Origin of the sequence: Cellulomonas humilata (genome assembly GCF_030814415.1) — a bacterium.
GTDB lineage: Bacteria > Actinomycetota > Actinomycetes > Actinomycetales > Cellulomonadaceae > Cellulomonas > Cellulomonas humilata_A.
In genome coordinates this window covers 973,246-990,698 of the sequence record NZ_JAUSVB010000002.1, presented here as the reverse complement: position 1 = coordinate 990,698, position 17,453 = coordinate 973,246, and the positions used below count along the sequence as shown (strand labels likewise).

Here is a 17,453-nt window from a genome sequence, read left to right as displayed (position 1 = left end):
GAAGGGCGTCGGCCCTGAGGTCCCGGTCGAAGAACCCGGGTCCGACAGGCGCCGCCGCCCTTTGTGTTGACAACGACGCTACGGAGCACATCCGGGCCTGTCCACCCCAACGACGGTGCGCCACGTCACAGCGTGGGAACGCGTCCACCATGTGGGAGGACGAGGCCGATCACGCCTGGGACGGGGTGGGTGAACTCGCCCGAGCGCCTCTCAGCTGCGTGGGACGATCCGGGCGAGCAACGCCGGGAGGTCGACCAGGGCCACCCTGATCGCCGCGTCGCTGCACCCGTACGGCAGCACGAGGGTCTGGCCGTGCAGCATCGCCCCGCACGAGTAGACGACGTTCGGGACGTACCCGTCGCGCTCGTCCACGGAGGGGGTCAGCAACGGCGCCGCGAGGCTCCCGAGGACCCTGCGTGGGTCGTCCAGATCCAGGAGCATCGCGCCGATGCCGTACTGCCGCATCGGGCCCACGCCGTGGGTGAGGACCAGCCAGCCGTCCGCCGTCTCGACCGGAGACCCGCAGTTGCCCACCTGGATGATCTCCCAGGCGCGGGCCGGGGCGCTGAGGGTGCCGAGGTCGTCCCAGTGCAGCAGGTCGTCGGACGACGCCAGCGAGTTGCTCTCACGGTCCCAGCGCGACAGGGCGAGGTACCGACCGCCGACCCGCCGCGGGAAGATCGCCATGCCCTTGTTCTTCGCGCCAGGGCCGGTCATCCTCCGCACGCGGAATGTCGTGAAGTCGTCGGTCTCGAGCAGGTGCGGTGCGACGGACTCCCCGTCGAACGCCGTATAGGTGCCGAGATAGGCGCTCCGCCCGTCGGTGTGCGCGACCTCGACCAGGCGAAGGTCCTCGATGCCGCACCGCTCAGCGGGACTCCTGGGCATCAGCACCCGGGAGTCGATCGCACTGGGCGCCGGGAACGTCACGTCGTACGAGCACGCGGACAACCAGGCGAGCCGTGGGCTCGTCTCGACCGCCGTCGGTCCGAAGAGGTCCGGCAGGGCGCGCAGGAGCTCGTCGGCATCGTCCCGATCCCCCGCGAGCTCGTCGTTCTGCCGTCGCAGGTCCGCGCGGGAGTGCTCGATGTCGTGGCGAACCGGCACGGTCGTCGTCGGCCCCGGCGTGTCGAACGTGAGCTCGTCCGCCGCGTCGACCACCCCGGTGCGGAGCCCGACCGACGACACATGGCCCTCGCCGACCCCCCGGACGCTCATGACGAACCGGAGGGCACCCTCCGGCAGCCCGCTCTGGTCAGGGTGCGCCACCATCGACGGGTTGAACAGGGCTGCGGACTCGATCGCGTACTCCTGGCTCATGCACGCACCGATGAGCCGACGACGCTCCAGCGAGAGGACACCGGCGTCCTCGACGTGCCGGGCGACCAGGGCGAAGCGCTCGTCGAGCAGCCCGACGAGGTCGTGGTGGCGTGCACTGAAGGACGTCAGAACCTCGATCAGGGCCGTGTCCACCTCGGCGTCGGGCAGCGCGAGCAACCGGGCGAGCACCACCGCGCGGCGCGACAGGCCCGCACCCTCGATCTCCTCCCCCGGCAGGAAGGGCGTGCTGACCACCCGCGTCGCGTCCGGGCGCAGCACGTGGTGCGTGCGCCGCAGCAGAGGGGGCGCGTCGACGGCGGTCACGCGACCGCCTGCACGAGCGCCAGGCGTCCGAGCTGGAGCGTCGACAGCGCGGCGAGGGTCGACTCGGCGCCCTGGTTCTGGTTGACGCCGTGGGCGTGGAGGCCGTCGAAGCCGGCTCCCGACACGTCGTCGTAGAGCACCATGCCGCAGTCGTTGTCGCCGAGGAACCATCCGACGCACCGATCGAGGTACCCGAGCCAGACCTCCTGACGCGTCGCGCGGAACGCCCGCCAGCTCGCCTCGGCCAGGGCGGCGACCTCGATCGGCTGCTGGTCGAAGGCCGGTCGTTCGTCGCCGTCCTGCCAGCCGCCCACCGGTGTGAGGGACAGGTGGTCGTCGTCCGTCTCCTGCGCGACGAGCCAGTGCAGCAGGTCGAGGCCGGCGTGCAGGGTGTCGTCGTCACCGAGCGCGGTGCCGATCGCCACCAGCGCCTCGGGGAGCACCGCGTTGGCGTAGGTGAGGCGGGCGTCCGGCCACGGCCAGGTCGGGTCCGTCGGACACGCCAGGAGCGTCCGGGCGTCGAGGAGGAGCGCGCGGGCGACCCGGTTGCCCGGTTGCACCCGGAGGACCTCCGCAGCGCCCAGCGCGGCGTACGCCATGGCGTGCCACCAGGGGGAACGCCGCTCGAGGCTGACGACCGCAGCGTCCAGAGCTGCGCGACGCACCCGCGGGTCCGACGACGCCCCCGCCGCGGTCCCGAGCGCCCACAGCGCACGCCCCCAGTGGTCCTCCACCGTCGCGGTGTCCGTCCACCGACCGTCGACGTCCCGCCGGTTGTGGAACCGCCCGAGGCCGTCCTGAGCGAAGAGCGTGAACCGCAGGTACGTGGCCGCGAGCCCGTCGACCTGCGGCGACGGGCGCAGCTGGCGCGTCGTCACGACGAGACCCCGGGCCACGTCGTCGAGGCAGTAGCCGTGCTCGGGTCGGGGCACGTCGAGGAGCGCGTGCTCGAAGAGGCCGATCGGCGTGCTCAGGTGTGCCAGGTGGTCGAAGACCGGGGACGGGTACATCAGGCCGCCGACAACGCGCGAGCGTTCAGCAGGCCGGCACCGAGATCGACGTACTGGCCGGCGACCGCGGACCACAGCAGCCCCGGCGCGAGGCCACGGGACGCGGCACCCATCGCCGCCGCGAGCCCGGGCTCGGTCAGGACCCGACGCAACGCGGTGCGGATCGCCGCCGGGTCGCGCCGCGGGACCAGCAGCCCTGCGCCGCCCGACAGCAGCTCGACCGCGTGCGGAAAGGCCGTCGACACCACCGGCTTGCCCGCGACGACTGCTTCCGTCAGCACCCCCGAGGTGACCTGGTCCGGCGAGTCGTAGGGCAGGAGCACGACGTCCGCCGCGGCGACAATGCGCTGCAACGTCAGGACGTCGAGGTAGCGGTCGTCGAGCTGCACCATCGTGCCCAGACCGAGCCGGTCGACCAGGCGCTCCAGGCGGTGACGGTAGGCCTCGCCGGAGTGTTCGAGGACCTTGGGGTGGGTCTGCCCGACGATCCGGTACGTGGGGCGGGGTCGCAGGTCGGTGAGCCCGGCGAGCGCCTCGAGCGCCCACTCGATGCCCTTGCCCTCGCCGAGCAGCCCCCACGTCAGCACGACGGGAGCGGGGTGCAGACGTCCGTCGGACCCCTCGCCGGCCCGGTTGTCGCCGGCGCCGTGCGCGATCACGGTGACCGACCCGGGGTCGACGCCCCACGCGGCGATGAGCCGTTGGCGGCCGGCCTCGGTCATGGTCACCGTCACCGACGACGCCGCGACCACGCGCGCGAGCACCTCGTGCTGGTGCGGGGTCGGGTGGGCCAGCACCGTGTGCAGCACCGTGATGACCGGCACGCGGACGCGGGCCAGCACATCGAGGATGTCGACGCCGTCGGTGCCACCGTAGATCCCGTACTCGTGCTGCACGAGCGCCACGTCGCACGCGTTCAGAGCGGCGGCAGCTGCGCGCGCCTCGTCCGGCGCACCCGTCACCAGCTGGTGCGAGACGAGCGGCACCGGAGGCTGCACCCTGTCGACGAGACGGACCACCGAGACGTCGGCCCCTGCCTCGATCAGGTGCGTGGCGAGGGCCGACGAGAACGTGGCCAGGCCGCACTGCGTGGGGGGAAAGGTGCTGAGGATGCCGAACCTGGTGGCCATGGAGGCCCTTCGCGCTGGTGGTGCTTCGCAGCGGAGTGCGCTACCGACCTCGGGCGGGGCCTGATCGACATCCCCGGGCGTCCTGGCCCGCTGGTCGTGCTCACAGCCGGGCTTGGCACCGCGTGGCTAGGCTACCAGTCGCGGTCATGGCTCCTTGGGCCGCGCGACCGCCTCAGCCTCGGAGGCACCCCGTCAAGATCGCTGTGCTCGCCTCGATCGCCCACCGCACGCCGCCCCGCTCGTACGGTCCCTGGGAGCAGGTCGCCTCGACCCTCGCCGAGGGTCTGGTCGTCCGCGGTCACGACGTCACCCTGTTCGCCACCGCCGACTCCCTGACCGGCGCACGGCTGCACGCCGTGGCTCCGGCCGGGTACGAGGAAGACCCGACGATCGACGTCAAGGTCTGCGAGTCGCTGCACATCGCGGCGGTCTTCGAGCGGGCTGCGCAGTTCGACGTGATCTCCAACCAGTTCGACTTCCTGCCGCTGACGTACAGCAGGCTGACCAGCACCCCCGTGGTGACGACGATCCACGGCTTCTCGTCGGAGCGGATCGTGCGGGTCTACCGCGCCTACGACGACATCGCGCACTACGTGTCGATCAGCGACGCGAACCGACACCCGGCCCTCACCTACGCTGCCACGATCCACCACGGCCTCGACCTCACGCGGTTCACGCCCGGTCCCGGCGGCGACCACCTGCTGTTCCTCGGCCGCATCCATCCGGACAAGGGCACTCACCTGGCGATCGACGTCGCTCGCCGCGCCGGGATGCCGCTGGTGATCGCGGGCGTGGTGCACGACGAGACCTACTTCCGCTCGCTCGTCGAGCCGCACGTCGACGGCTCACTCGTGCGATACGTCGGATCGGTGGGCCCCGCCGAGCGCGACCGGCTGCTGGGGGGCGCCGCCGCGTTGCTGCACCTCATCGACTTCGAGGAGCCGTTCGGGCTCGCCGTGGTCGAGGCGCTCGCCGCGGGCACGCCGGTCATCGCCACGCCACGCGGCTCGCTGTCCGAGCTGGTCCGGGACGGGACGACGGGCTTCCTCGTGGCCGACGCCGACGAGGCGGTCGCCGCCGTCGGTCGGCTGCCGACGATCGACCGGCGCGCCTGCCGCCACGAGGCCGAGACCCGGTTCAGCGCGGACCGGATGGTCGACGGCTACGAGCGGCTCTTCCACGGCGTCGTCGCCAGCGGGCGCGGGCGACGTCCTCCCGCAGCATGATGGCGGCAGGAGGCGGACCGTGGACGTGTACCTCATCACCGATGACGGCGTCCGCGAGTGCGCGGTCGACGAGCTGCCAGCACTGCTCTCCGGACGGCACGGGATCGTGTGGGTGGACATCCCGCAGTGGTCGGCCGAGGCCGCCGACGTGCTCTCCACCACGTTCGGGCTGCACCCGCTGGCCCTGCACGACTGCGAGGTCCGCAACCGGTTGCCCAAGCTGCACGCGTACCCGGGCTCGCTGTTCCTCGTCCTGCACGCCCCGGAGCGTGGGGCCGGCGGTCACGTCCACCACGTCGAGCTCGACCGGCTGATCGGACCCCGCTACCTCGTCACCGTGCACGGTCCGGTCAACCCGGCGGTCCCGATCGACGTGGCCCTGCGCGACACCCGCGACGTCCTCGAGCGGATCCGCGCGGGCCGGTTGCGGCCGCGCACGTCCTTCGACATCTCCCACGCGATCGTCTCGACGCTGACGCGGCGGATGGAGAAGTTCGTCGAGGACCTGACCAGCGACGTGTGGGAGCTGGAGCGACGCGTCACCGACGGCGCCTACGGCAACCCCGAGCACTTCCTGGACGAGATGTTCCGTACCCGGCACGGGCTCTTGGCCGTCAAGACGATCGCCGCGCAGACCGCCGAGATCTACCGGCGCCTGGCCGGACTGCCGCGTGCAGTCCCCGAGGAGAGCCGGCACCTGGTGACCGACCTGATCGACCAGTTCGAGCGCATCGCGGGCCTGGCGGCCGAGGAGAAGGACTACCTGCAGGGCGTCATCGAGTTCTACCGGACCCGGACCGAGACCAAGATGACCATCGCCGCCGAACGGCTCGCGGTGATCGCGGTGGTGACCCTGCCCATCACGGCGCTCGCCTCGGTGCTCGGGATGAACCTGATCGTCAACGACCGGACGACGGTGATCCCGCTCAGCGTCGCGCTCGCCGTCATGCTCGCGATGTCCGGGAGCCTGCTCTGGTGGGCCAAGCGTCAGGGCTGGTGGTGAGCCCGGCGGTCACCCGCCCGACATGTCGCCCACACCTGGACGGAGTACCGTGCCCGGCGCACCGCAACCCGGTGCAGAACCGACAGCACGGGAGGACGTCGACATGGGTTCCACCATCCTGCAGCGCGGCAGGGTCAGGGCGGGGGTGGCGATCACAGCCACGGTCCTCGTCGTGGCGCTCGCCGCGCCCGCGACGGCCGGCGACGGTCACGGGCACGGCCACAGCAACGACTACCAGCTCACCGTCATGGGCACCACGGACCTGCACGGCAGTGCCCTGAACTGGGACTACTTCAAGAACGCCGAGTACGACGACAGCGCGCACAACGACGTGGGCCTGGCCAAGATCTCGACCCTCGTGAACCAGGTGCGAGCCGACCGGGGCGACCGGAACACGCTGCTCATCGACGCGGGCGACACCATCCAGGGCACCTCGCTGGCGTACTACTACGCCAAGATCCAGCCCATCTCGAAGCGCGTGGAGCACCCCATGGCGGCCGCGATGAACGCGATCGGCTACGACGCCGCCGCGCTCGGCAACCACGAGTTCAACTACGGGATCCCGTACCTGCGCACGTTCGAGAAGCAGCTCGACTTCCCGCTGCTCGCAGCCAACGCGACCAACGACAAGAACGGTCGCGCGGCCTTCACGCCCTACATCATCAAGTCCGTCCGGACGCCCAACGGCAAGCCGGTCAAGGTCGGCATCCTCGGCCTCACCAACCCCGGGATCGCGATCTGGGACAAGGCGAACGTCGAGGGGCAGATGAGCTTCGGCGGCCTCGTCGAGCAGGCGGCCAAGTACGTGCCCGAGATGAAGCGCAAGGGTGCCGACGTGGTCGTTGTCTCCGCGCACTCGGGCGCCGACACGTCGTCGTCCTACGGCGACGCGCTGCCGTTCCCGGAGAACGCCGCGACCCTCGTGGCCGAGCAGGTGCCGGGCATCGACGCGATCCTCGTGGGCCACGCCCACCAGGAGATCGCCGAGCGCGTGGTCACCAACACGGCCACGGGCAAGCCCGTCGTCCTGTCCGAGCCCCTGAAGTGGGGCCAGCGCCTGTCGGTGTTCGACATCGACCTGTCGTACAGCCGGGGCCACTGGACCGTGCAGTCGGTCGACGCGTCGGTGCTCAACTCGAACACGGTGCCGGAGGACCCCACGATCGTCAGCCTGCTCGCGGACGAGCAGCAGACCGTCGTCGACTACGTCAACGGCGTGATCGGCACCTCGACCGAGGCCATGTCCGCCGCGACCGCCCGGTACGAGGACGCCGCGGTGCTCGACTTCATCAACTACGTGCAGGCGGGCGCCGTCAAGGCCGAGCTCACGGGCGCCGACGCCGACCTGCCCGTGCTGTCGATCGCGGCACCGTTCAACAAGGACGCGGCCATCCCGCAGGGCGACGTGTCCGTCCGCGACATCGCCGGCCTGTACATCTACGACAACACGCTCCTGGGCATCAAGCTCACGGGCGCGCAGGTCAAGGCGTACCTGGAGAAGTCGGCGGAGTACTTCAAGCCCGCCCTCGCTCCCGGCACGTACCCGGCCGCCTCCCTCACCAACGCGGTGACGCCGACGGCCCCGAACGGCACGCCCGACTACAACTACGACGTCATGGGCGGGCTCGACCAGCCGCTGACCTACGACATCGACCTGGCGCAGCCCGTGGGCAGCCGCGTCGTCGGGCTCGCCTACGGCGGCGTCCCCGTCTCTGACACCCAGGAGTTCGTCGTCGCGATCAACAACTACCGGCAGTCCGGCGGAGGCAACTTCCCGGGTGTCACGACGGCCCCGGTCGTCTACAACCGGCAGGTCGAGATCCGGCAGCTGCTCATCGACTGGGTGATCGCCAACGAGGTGGTCGACCCGGCGGTGTTCTCGTCGACCAACCCCGACTGGCAGCTGACGTCGGGAGGCACGCCGCTGACCGTCACGCCGTAGCACCGCACGCCGGCGCGGGCGTCGTACCCCTCCGGGTGCGGCGCCCGCGTCATGCCAGGGCGGCCCGGGTCACCAGCTCGAGCGCGGGCCGCGGGTCCGTCTCGTCTCCGCGGGCGATCCTGTGCAGGATCAGCCCTTCGGCGCACGCCATGAGCGCGGCGGCGCCGGTGACGGGGTCGGTGGACCCGAGGCTCGCCAGCACCGGCACGACCTGCGCCTCCATGGCGTGGCGGCCGGACGACAGGGTCGCCCGGAGCGCAGGGTCGTGGCTGGCCTCCATGAACAGGACGAGTCGCGCCGTGGTGAGGGTGCGCTGGACCGTCGTGGTGTGGCGGACGAGGGCAGCCACGGCGTCGACCAGCTCGTCCGCCGACACGGGCGCGAACGCGGTGCCGACATCAGGCATCTCCCGCTCGAGGATTCGCTGGGCCACCCCCGCGAGGAGGGCGTCGCGCGTGCGGAAGTAGTTGGACGTGGAGCCCCGCGCGATGCCGGCGCGGTCGTCGACCCGGGCGTGCGTGAGCGAGCGCAGGCCCTCGGTCCCGAGCAGGTCGATCGCGGAGTCGAGCGCACGGTCGCGCAGGGTCGTCACTCTGGCACTATAGACATAGTGACGAGACACTACGTCCGTAGTACCGTGGGGGGATGGACACCCTCCCGGTTCTCGACGGGGTCACCCACCGGTTCGCGGAGCTCCCCGGTCTGCGCATGCACGTCGCGGAGGCGGGGAACGGCCCACCGGTCCTGCTGCTGCACGGCTTCCCCCAGCACTGGTGGGAGTGGCGCAAGGTCATCCCCGGCCTGGCCCAGGACCATCGCGTGATCTGTCCGGACCTGCGCGGCGCGGGATGGTCGGCGGCGCCCGCGGGTGGGTACACCCGGGAGCAGATGCTCGCCGACGTCGTCGCCCTCCTGGACGCCCTCGACGTCGACCGCGTCGACCTCGTCTCGCACGACGTCGGGTCCATCCTCGGCTTCGCGCTCTGCCTCGAGCATGCCGACCGCGTGAGCAGCCACCTCGCGTTCGGCGCCGGGCACCCGTTCGTCCGCTTCCACCCGCGCATGCTGACCGTGCTGTGGCGGCTCTGGTTCCAGGAGGTCATCGCGACCCCTGGCCTCGGCCCCTGGGCGCTGCGGTCAGGGCGGCTCCCGCGGCACCTCCTGCACTCCCCGACCGCGCCGGACGCGTGGTCCGACGACGACGTCGAGCTCTTCGTCGCACCGATGCGGGAGCCCGCACGGGCCCGGGCCGGGTCCGCGCTCTACCGCAACGTCATCCTCGGCGAGGTCGGCCGGATCTCCCGTGGCGCCTACCGCGACGCGCACCTGAGCACCCCCACGGTCGTGCTGTACGGGGCCGACGACGAGGCCGGTCTCCCGCTGGAGTTCCTCGGCGGGTACGAGGACCACGCGGACGACCTTCGGCAGGAGCTCGTCGCGGGCGCCGGGCACTTCGTCGCAGACGAGCGCCCGGACGCGGTCGTCGACCACGCCCGGGCGCTGTTCGCCTCACGCGGCTGACGACCTCCGGGACACGGCCGCCCGACCGGCCTCCAGCCGGGCGATCGGGACCCGGAACGGCGAGCACGACACGTAGTCCAGGCCCACGTCGTGGAAGAAGTGGATCGACTCGGGGTCTCCCCCGTGCTCGCCGCACACGCCCAGGTGCAGACCCGGCTTCGTCGACCGCCCGCCCTCGGCGCCCGCGCGGACCAGCGCGCCGACTCCGTCGGCGTCGAGCGTCTCGAACGGGGAGATGGTGAGCACGCCGTTCTGCAGGTAGTCCGCGAAGAACGCCCGCTCGACGTCGTCGCGCGAGAACCCCCACGTCGTCTGCGTCAGGTCGTTGGTGCCGAACGAGAAGAAGTCGGCCTCCTCGGCGATGCGGTGCGCGGTCAGCGCAGCGCGGGGCAGCTCGATCATGCAGCCGATGGGTACGTCGAGAGGGACACCGGACGACGCGCTGACCTCCGCCAGCACGCGCTCGGCCTCCTCGCGGACCAGCTGCAGCTCCCGCACGGACCCGACGAGCGGCACCATGATCTCCGGCCGTGGGTCCAGCCCTGCCTGGCTCAGCTGCACGGTCGCCTCCGCGATCGCCCGCACCTGGAGCGCGAAGAGGCCGGGCAGCGTGAGCCCCAGGCGTACCCCGCGCAGCCCGAGCATCGGATTCTGCTCGTGCATCCGCTCCACGGCCGCGAGGAGCGCGACGTCCTTCGGGTCCGGCACGGCGGCCACGGCAACCTTGACCGCCAGCTCGGTCAGGTCGGGCAGGAACTCGTGCAACGGCGGGTCGATGAGGCGGATGGTCGTCGGCAGGCCGTCCATCGCCTCCAGCAGGCCGACGAAGTCCTCCCGCTGGAGCGGCAGCAGGGCCTCGAGCGCCTCCCGCCGGGCGTCGTCGGTGTCGGCCAGCACGAGGCGTTCGATGTACTGGCGACGGTCCCCGAGGAACTGGTGCTCGGTGCGGCACAGGCCCACACCCTCGGCACCGCGCGCCCGGGCGCGGCGCGCGTCCTCGGCGGAGTCCGCGTTGGTGCGCACATGCATCCGCCGGACGTGGTCGGCGTGCCGCAAGACGCGGTCCACGGCCGTGACCAGCGCACGAGCCTCGGGGTCGGCGGCCGCCGCGAGCCCGGCGTCCAGCCCGTCGGAGACGTAGACCATCACCGGGGAGTCCACCACCGGGACCTCGCCCCGGAACACCTCGCCGGTGGATCCGTCGATGGCGATGGTGTCCCCCGCGTGCAGCACCTCGCCGCGCACCCGGACCTCACCGCGGGCGGGATCGACGTCGAGCTCCTCGGCCCCGACCACGGCGCACGTGCCCATCCCGCGCGCCACGACAGCCGCGTGGGACGTCTTGCCGCCGCGGGCGGTCAGGACGCCGTCGGCGACGATCATGCCCTGCAGGTCGTCCGGGTTGGTCTCCCGGCGGACCAGGATCACGTGGGCGCCGGCCGCGGTGCGCTCCAGGGCCTGTGCGTTGTCGAGCACGATCTCCCCCACGGCCGCACCGGGCGACGCGGGCATCGCACGGGTCAGCAGCTGCCGGGCCGCCCCGGAGTCGAACTGCGGGAACAGCAGCTGGCTGAGCTTGTCGCCGGTGCACCGGGTGATGGCCTCGTCCATCGTGATGAGGCTCTCGTCGACCAACTCGGTCGCGATCCGGAAGGCCGCGGCCGCGGTCCGCTTGCCCACCCGCGTCTGCAGCAGCCACAGCTTGCCGCGCTCGATCGTGAACTCGATGTCGCACAGGTCGCGGTAGTGCGTCTCGAGCCGGCGCATCGCGTGCCGCAACGCGTCGTACGAGACCGGGTCGAGCAGCTCCAGCTCCGACAGCGGCAGGGTGTTGCGGATCCCCGCGACCACGTCCTCGCCCTGCGCGTTCGGGAGGTAGTCGCCGTAGACCCCGGTCTCCCCCGTCGACGGGTCCCGCGTGAAGCAGACGCCCGTCCCCGACGTCTCGCCGAGGTTGCCGAACACCATGCTCACGACGTTCACCGCGGTGCCCAGGTCGTGCGGGATGCGCTCGCGCCGCCGGTAGAGGCGCGCGCGATCCGTGTTCCAGGAGTCGAGGACGGCCTCGATCGCCATGTCGAGCTGCTCGCGCGGGTGCTGCGGGAACTCGCGGCCGGTCCGCTCGACGACGATCTCCTTGAACGTCTGCACGAGCACGCGCAAGTCCGACGCGGACAGGTCGACGTCGGTCGCGGCGCCCACGGCGGTCTTGCGCGCGTCCAGCGCCGCCGCGAACAGGTCGCTGTCGATCCCGAGCACGGTCTTGCCGAACATCTGGATGAGCCGGCGGTAGGAGTCCCAGGCGAACCGTTCGTCGCCGGAGAACTCGGTGAGCCCCTTCACCGACGCGTCGTTGAGCCCGATGTTCAGGACCGTCTCCATCATCCCGGGCATCGAGAACTTCGCGCCGGAGCGGACCGAGACCAGCAGCGGCTCGTGGAAGTCCCCCAGCCGCCGACCGATCGTGTCCTCGATCTCCCGGATGGCGAGCGTGACCTCGACGCGCAGCTCGGGCGGTACGTGCCCGTCGCGCATGTATGCCCGGCACGCCGCGGTCGTGATGGTGAAGCCTGGCGGCACCGGCAGGTCGAGGTTGGTCATCTCCGCCAGGTTGGCGCCCTTGCCACCCAAGAGGTCCTTCTGGTCCTTGTCACCGTCACGGAACCGGGAGACGTAACTCGTCATGAAGGGCTCCTGTTCGCAGGGCTGGACGAGCGGAATTCTCGTCTCCTTCTACCCTCGACACTACTCCCGCAGATCCTCAAGAGCGCCTCGCGTGCAAGAACGTTCATTCTTGGCATACGGTCAACGTCATGACCACCAACTCGCCCCGACCGGTCATCGACCTGCCGAGCGACCCGCGCGAGCCGACCGCAGCGGGGAGCCAGCTGCTGCTGCTCGGCCGGCGTATCCGGCACGCGCGCACCGAGCGCGGCCTCACCCTGGACGAGCTCGGCCAGCTCGTCGGCTCGACAGCCAGCCAGCTGTCGCTCGTGGAGAACGGTCGCAGAGAACCACGGCTGAGCCTGCTGCAGTCCGTGGCCGCCGCCCTCGGGACCACGACGACGGACCTGCTGGACACCGCACCCCCGTCACGGCGGGCCGCGCTCGAGATCGCCCTGGACCGCGCGCAGGGCACGGCGACGTACGCGGCGCTGGGCCTGCCTGCCGTGCGGCCGGCGAAGAACCTGTCGACGGAGGCTCTGGAGGCACTGGTCGGCCTGCACCGCGAGCTGGCCCGACGAGACGACGCCGCCATCGCGACACCTGAGGAGGCCCGCCGGGCGACGACGGCGCTGCGGCTGTGGATGCGCGAGCGCAACAACCACCTGCCCGAGATCGAGACGGCCGCCGAAGACCTGGTGCGCCGGGCCGGCTACACCACGGGCGCCCTGACCCACAGCGCCGTCGCCTCGATGGCCGCCGACCTCGGCTTCACGCTGATCCACGTCGACGACCTGCCGCACTCCACGCGCACGGTGACCGACCTGGCGAACGGCCGTATCTACCTGCCTCCGGCCTCGATCCCGGGCGGCCACGGCCTGCGCTCCCTGGCGCTCCAGGCGATCGCCCACCGGGTCCTCGCCCACTCGACGCCGCGCAGCTACGCGGACTTCCTGCGCCAGCGCGTCGAGATCACCTACTTCGCCGCCGCCTGCCTCATGCCCCGCACCGCGGCCGTCGCCCACCTCAGCGCCGCCAAGCGCCGCAAGGAGCTGGCCGTCGAGGACTTCCGCGACTCGTTCGGGGTCACGCACGAGGCCGCCGCGCAACGACTGACCAACCTGCTCACCGAGCACCTCGACATCCGCCTGCACTTCCTGCGGGTAGGCGACGACGGCACCCTGTTCAAGGGCTACAGCAACGACGCCGTCCGGTTCCCCACCGATGGCACCGGCGCCATCGAGGGCCAGGTCGTGTGCCGCGAGTGGGCCGCCCGCTCGGCGTTCACGCGTCGCGACCGCGCAGGCGAGTACTACCAGTACACCGACACGCCCGAGGGCACCTTCTGGTGCACCACGCAGACGGGCTCGACGTCGGCGGGCGGGTTCTCGATCACCGTGGGCGTCCCCTTCGGCGCAGCGAAGTGGTTCCGTGGACGGGACACGTCGAGGCGTCGCGAGTCCCGGTGCCCCGACCCGACCTGCTGCAGGCAGCCCGACCCGGAGCTCGCCGCGCAGTGGGCTCCGCACGCGTGGCCGAGCGCCGCGGTGCACGCGCACGTCCTCTCGCCGCTGCCCACCGGTGCGTTTCCCGGTGTGGAAGATGCCGAGGTGTACGCGTTTCTCGACCGCCACGCACCACGGTGATGGTGCACAGTGGCGCTATGCCACAGATCCGAGTGTTCCTGCTCGACGACCACGAGGTCGTCCGCCAGGGGCTTCTACGTCTCCTCGAGTCGACCGCGGACATCACGGTCGTCGGCGAGGCGGCCACCGCGCAGGAAGCCCTCGTCCGCATCCCTCGTTCCGAGGCCGACGTCGCGCTCCTCGACGTGCGCCTGCCGGACGGCAGCGGCATCGAGGTGTGCCGCGAGCTCGCCTCGCTCGCCCCGACCGTCCGCTGCCTGATGCTCACGTCGTACGAGGACGACGAGGCCCTCCTCGCGGCGATCACGGCGGGGGCATCCGGCTACGTGCTCAAGGAGATCCGCGGCTCCCAGCTGCTCGACTCCATCCGCCTGGTGGCGGCCGGCAAGTCGTTGCTCGACACGGCGACCACGCAGCGCGTGCTCGCCCGGGTGCGCGAGACCCATCAGCGCGACGCCCGGCTGGACCTGCTGACCACCCAGGAGAGCGTCGTGCTCGACCTCATCGGGGAAGGGCTGAGCAACCGGGAGATCGCGGAGCGGATGTTCCTCGCGGAGAAGACCGTGAAGAACTACATCTCGAGCCTCCTGGCCAAGATCGAGGTGCGCGGACGCACGCAGGCGGCCCTGTTCATCACTGAGCAGAACCGCCTGCACCCCGAGTAGCGAGGCTCTCAGCGCGCCGGCGCCCCGACGGGGCCGACCGGGTGCAGGCCACCCAGCAGGCTGACCAGGCTGACGCCCCAGGACTGCGCGCGGTCGAGCTCCCCGTCACGCAGCGGGCCGCGGATCCCCAGGACCCAGAAGCTCTCGGCCTCGGCCGAGACCTGGAAGCCGTCGCGCCGCAGGACCCGCCAGGCCCCGACCGCGGCAGAACCGGGGACGTGCGGTGTGTGGATCCGCGTGTCGAACGTCGCGGCATGCACCGGGCGCTCGGGCGGTTCGAGGTCCCTGAGCCACTCGCGCACGCCGAACGTCTGCTCGCCCGGCTCCGCGCCCGCCGTCTTGCGCGCATCTTCGCGGGTGCTCGGCCGGCTCATGCCGAACGCCTGCGTCGGGGCGCCGACGACGAGGAGCTCCAGCTCCGGCGGCAACCGGCGCGGAGCGTGCGCGACATCGAGCAGGGCCACGTCCGACAAGCGCCGACGCATGCCTTCCCAGACTGCCTGCGCCACCTGTCCCGTGTTCCCGAACGACGACTCGTACACCACCAGTGCCCGCACCGTCCTCACCTCCTCGTGCCTCGGTCTCGCGACTCCTCCAGGGTTCGCCCGGGACATGTCGGACCCCAGGGCCGAAAGACCCTGATCACCCCGCGGTCGACCTATGCTCCGAGCATGCGGCCCGACGGCACGGACTCCGGCAACGAACGCGACGACCGCCTCGAGGCGATGATGGACGCGGTCGTCTCCATGACCGCCGACCTCGACATGGCGACGGTCCTGGAGCGGTTCGTCGCCGCCGGGTGCAGCCTGACCGGCGCCCGGTACGGGGCCCTGGGGGTGCTCGGGGAGCACGGTGGTCTGCAGGAGTTCGTCTACCAGGGCATCGACGCGCAGACGGCCGTGCTCATCGGTCACCTGCCCGAGGGTCGCGGCGTGCTCGGCCACCTCTCGACGGCCCCGGACGTGCTCCGGCTGCACGACATCGCGGACCACCCGTCGTCGGTGGGCTTCCCGGCGAACCACCCGCCGATGCAGACGTTCCTCGGGGTTCCGGTGCGCGCTCGAGGGGCGGTGTTCGGCAACCTCTACCTCACCGACAAGCTGGGTCCTGCGGGCACCCCCGTCGACTTCACCGCGCGGGACGAGCAGGTCGCGGTGGCGCTGGCCGCCGCTGCAGGCGTGGCGGTCGGTCACGCCCGCGCCTACCACCTGACCCGCCAGCACGAGCTCTGGCTGGAGGCGGCCGCCGCCGCGTCATCGTGGCTCACCGGCGGTCTGCCCCAGGACGAGGCCCTGGCCGCAGTGCTGGCGAGGGTCGAGGAGACCGCCGGTGCGACGGGCTCGGCCCTGTTCGGGGAGACGGACGAGCTGCCGACGGCGCTCGGGGAGGAGCTCGCAGGCGTCTGGCCCGTGCTGCGTGAGCTCGAGGACGGCTCGTGGGCTCTCGCCCTGCCCCTGCGCAGCGGCGACCGGTGGGTCGGCGCGCTCAGCGCGTCCTGGCCTGCGGGCGAGGCGCCACAGGTGGACCTGCCCAGCATCGCCGGGTTCGGCGAACAGCTCGCGCTCGCGCTCGACGTCGCGGACGCCGAGGCGGACCGGGCGCGGCTGGCGGTCCTCGAAGACCGTGAGCGGATCGCCCGGGACCTGCACGACATGGTGATCCAGCGACTGTTCGCGATCGGGCTGGACGTCCAGGGGGCTGCCGCGCACGGCGCCGTGCGCCCCGAGGTGGCGCGCCGGCTCGAGTCCGCCGTCGACGACCTCGACGAGACGATCAAGGACGTGCGCACCGCGATCTTCCGGCTGGGTCCACGGGCCGGTGGCACCGGGACGGGGCTGCGCCACCGGATCGACGCCGAGGTGGTCAGCGCGCGCCAGAGTCTCGGCTTCCTACCGCGCCTGCGCACCGACGGGGTCACCGCGACGGTGCCGGACGACGTCGTGGAGGACGCGGTGGCGGTGGTCCGCGAAGCGCTGGCGAACGTCGCCCGACACGCCCGCGCGCACGACGTCGTGGTCCGGGTCGAGGTGGGCGCCAACCTGGTGGTCGAGGTACAGGACGACGGCCGCGGCATCCCCGGGGACGTCCCTCGTCGCAGCGGGCTGGCCAACCTGGAGAACCGGGCGGCACGCCGGGGCGGCACCGTGGTCGTCACGGCGCTGCCCGAGGGCGGTACCGACCTGCGCTGGTCGGTGCCCCTGTCCTGAGGTCATCCCCTCGGCCGGCCGCTCCCCTGGTCCGGGCCGTGGTCCGTCGCGCGCTGTCGTGCGTCCTTGACCTGCGACAAGGCAGGACCTTCGACTCTGGGGCGGCTGTTGCGGACCGGCGCAGTGTGGACCCGTCGGCACGGTTCATCTACCGGTCCTTCACGGGACCGCCACGGAGGAGAAAGATCATCATGGCCACAAGCCATCCCGAGGTCATCACCTCGACGCACCCCGCGACCCTGGTCGAAGACGACCTGGTCACGTCCTCGACGGGCCGTCGCTGGCTCGCCGTCACCAGGCTCGCCACGGGCTTCATCTTCCTGTGGGCGTTCCTCGACAAGACGTTCGGCCTGCACTACAGCACGGGCGCCGCGGTCGCCGAGGGCGACCCGAGCCTCTCGTGGATCAACGGCGGCACACCGAGCCAGGGCTTCATGCAGTTCGCCGCGGTGGGTCCGTTCAAGGACGTGCTCGCCTCGATGGCGAGCCCGGTCACCGACTGGCTCTTCATGCTCTGCCTGCTCGGTGTCGGCACGGCCGTGATGCTGGGCATCGGCCTGCGGATCTCGGCCATCGCGGGTTCGCTGCTGATGGTCTCGATGTGGATCGCCGAGTGGCCGCTGCTGCAGGGGTCGAACAACCCGGTGATGGACTACCACCTCATCTACGCACTCGTCCTGGTCGTCTGCGCGACGCTCCTCGCGGGAGACACGTGGGGCTTCGGTCGTCGGTGGGCACGCCTGCCGATCGTGCAGCGGTTCGGCTGGCTGCGCTGACGTCGCCGGCACCCACGCA

General features: G+C 71.7%; 14 protein-coding genes. 8 read left to right on the top strand and 6 right to left on the bottom strand.

The window, feature by feature from the left end; genetic code table 11:
- Positions 1–210: 210 nt before the first annotated feature.
- From J2X26_RS10500 to J2X26_RS10490, 3 genes are read right to left on the bottom strand one after another with little or no spacing between them, the layout of a single operon-like run.
- Positions 211–1,644, bottom strand: coding sequence for a glycoside hydrolase family 130 protein (locus J2X26_RS10500; RefSeq protein WP_307492039.1), 1,434 nt, complete (start codon positions 1,642–1,644; stop codon positions 211–213).
- Positions 1,641–2,654, bottom strand: coding sequence for a glycosyltransferase (locus J2X26_RS10495; RefSeq protein WP_307492037.1), 1,014 nt, complete (start codon positions 2,652–2,654; stop codon positions 1,641–1,643). The genes J2X26_RS10500 and J2X26_RS10495 overlap by 4 nt, the downstream gene beginning before the upstream one ends.
- Complete coding sequence (locus J2X26_RS10490; protein WP_307492036.1) at positions 2,654–3,784, bottom strand: glycosyltransferase; 1,131 nt, start codon at positions 3,782–3,784, stop codon at positions 2,654–2,656. Before J2X26_RS10490 ends, J2X26_RS10495 begins: the two co-directional genes overlap by 1 nt.
- Before the next feature lie 203 nt (positions 3,785–3,987).
- Here J2X26_RS10490 and J2X26_RS10485 point away from each other — a divergent pair, with 203 nt between their 5' ends.
- From J2X26_RS10485 to J2X26_RS10475, 3 genes are all read left to right on the top strand, one after another.
- Positions 3,988–5,010, top strand: coding sequence for a glycosyltransferase family 4 protein (locus tag J2X26_RS10485; RefSeq protein WP_307492034.1), 1,023 nt, complete (start codon positions 3,988–3,990; stop codon positions 5,008–5,010).
- 19 nt (positions 5,011–5,029) lie between these two features.
- A complete protein-coding gene (locus tag J2X26_RS10480; RefSeq protein ID WP_307492032.1) occupies positions 5,030–6,013 on the top strand; it encodes a magnesium transporter CorA family protein in 984 nt (327 codons plus the stop codon).
- 103 nt (positions 6,014–6,116) lie between these two features.
- Entirely contained in the window at positions 6,117–7,955 is a 1,839-nt protein-coding gene (locus J2X26_RS10475) for a bifunctional metallophosphatase/5'-nucleotidase (RefSeq protein ID WP_307492030.1), read from the top strand.
- A 49-nt stretch (positions 7,956–8,004) separates the two neighbouring features.
- Here J2X26_RS10475 and J2X26_RS10470 read toward each other — a convergent pair whose 3' ends face one another.
- Positions 8,005–8,547 (bottom strand): TetR/AcrR family transcriptional regulator, encoded by a 543-nt coding sequence (locus tag J2X26_RS10470; RefSeq protein ID WP_307492029.1) that lies wholly within the window; start codon positions 8,545–8,547, stop codon positions 8,005–8,007.
- Between the two features lie 53 nt (positions 8,548–8,600).
- Here J2X26_RS10470 and J2X26_RS10465 point away from each other — a divergent pair, with 53 nt between their 5' ends.
- Positions 8,601–9,476, top strand: a complete 876-nt coding sequence (locus tag J2X26_RS10465; protein WP_307492027.1) for an alpha/beta fold hydrolase — start codon at positions 8,601–8,603, stop codon at positions 9,474–9,476.
- Here J2X26_RS10465 and ppdK read toward each other — a convergent pair.
- Positions 9,465–12,161 carry a pyruvate, phosphate dikinase gene (gene ppdK / locus J2X26_RS10460; RefSeq protein ID WP_307492025.1) on the bottom strand — a complete coding sequence of 899 codons (2,697 nt, stop codon included), beginning with the start codon at positions 12,159–12,161 and terminating at the stop codon, positions 9,465–9,467. The genes J2X26_RS10465 and ppdK overlap by 12 nt on opposite strands.
- 128 nt (positions 12,162–12,289) lie before the next feature.
- On the opposite strand from ppdK, the gene J2X26_RS10455 reads away from it, so the two are divergent.
- Both J2X26_RS10455 and J2X26_RS10450 read left to right on the top strand, forming a co-directional pair.
- On the top strand, positions 12,290–13,786 hold the full coding sequence (locus J2X26_RS10455) for a helix-turn-helix transcriptional regulator (RefSeq protein ID WP_307492023.1): 1,497 nt from the start codon (positions 12,290–12,292) through the stop codon (positions 13,784–13,786).
- Positions 13,787–13,803: 17 nt separating this feature from the next.
- Positions 13,804–14,451: a response regulator gene (locus J2X26_RS10450; protein ID WP_307492021.1), complete on the top strand. Its 648-nt coding sequence runs from the start codon at positions 13,804–13,806 to the stop codon at positions 14,449–14,451.
- An 8-nt stretch (positions 14,452–14,459) separates the two neighbouring features.
- Here J2X26_RS10450 and J2X26_RS10445 read toward each other — a convergent pair whose 3' ends face one another.
- The gene (locus J2X26_RS10445) at positions 14,460–15,008 is read right to left on the bottom strand and encodes a flavodoxin family protein (RefSeq protein ID WP_307492019.1); all 549 of its coding nucleotides are present in this window, start codon (positions 15,006–15,008) and stop codon (positions 14,460–14,462) included.
- A gap of 114 nt (positions 15,009–15,122) precedes the next feature.
- Here J2X26_RS10445 and J2X26_RS10440 point away from each other — a divergent pair, with 114 nt between their 5' ends.
- Positions 15,123–16,658 carry a GAF domain-containing sensor histidine kinase gene (locus J2X26_RS10440; RefSeq protein ID WP_307492017.1) on the top strand — a complete coding sequence of 512 codons (1,536 nt, stop codon included), beginning with the start codon at positions 15,123–15,125 and terminating at the stop codon, positions 16,656–16,658.
- Between the two features lie 191 nt (positions 16,659–16,849).
- Complete coding sequence (locus tag J2X26_RS10435) at positions 16,850–17,434, top strand: DoxX family protein (RefSeq protein WP_307492016.1); 585 nt, start codon at positions 16,850–16,852, stop codon at positions 17,432–17,434.
- Positions 17,435–17,453: the final 19 nt, after the last annotated feature.

Bases quoted from the DNA above. Each gene is read 5' to 3' on its own strand.
- J2X26_RS10495 (WP_307492037.1), bottom strand. From the start codon at position 2,654: ATGTACCCGTCCCCGGTCTTCGACCACCTGGCACACCTGAGCACGCCG.
- J2X26_RS10490 (WP_307492036.1), bottom strand. From the start codon at position 3,784: ATGGCCACCAGGTTCGGCATCCTCAGCACCTTTCCCCCCACGCAGTGC.
- J2X26_RS10475 (WP_307492030.1), top strand. From the start codon at position 6,117: ATGGGTTCCACCATCCTGCAGCGCGGCAGGGTCAGGGCGGGGGTGGCG.
- J2X26_RS10465 (WP_307492027.1), top strand. From the start codon at position 8,601: ATGGACACCCTCCCGGTTCTCGACGGGGTCACCCACCGGTTCGCGGAG.
- ppdK (WP_307492025.1), bottom strand. From the start codon at position 12,161: ATGACGAGTTACGTCTCCCGGTTCCGTGACGGTGACAAGGACCAGAAG.
- J2X26_RS10455 (WP_307492023.1), top strand. From the start codon at position 12,290: ATGACCACCAACTCGCCCCGACCGGTCATCGACCTGCCGAGCGACCCG.
- J2X26_RS10450 (WP_307492021.1), top strand. From the start codon at position 13,804: ATGCCACAGATCCGAGTGTTCCTGCTCGACGACCACGAGGTCGTCCGC.
- J2X26_RS10440 (WP_307492017.1), top strand. From the start codon at position 15,123: ATGCGGCCCGACGGCACGGACTCCGGCAACGAACGCGACGACCGCCTC.
- J2X26_RS10435 (WP_307492016.1), top strand. From the start codon at position 16,850: ATGGCCACAAGCCATCCCGAGGTCATCACCTCGACGCACCCCGCGACC.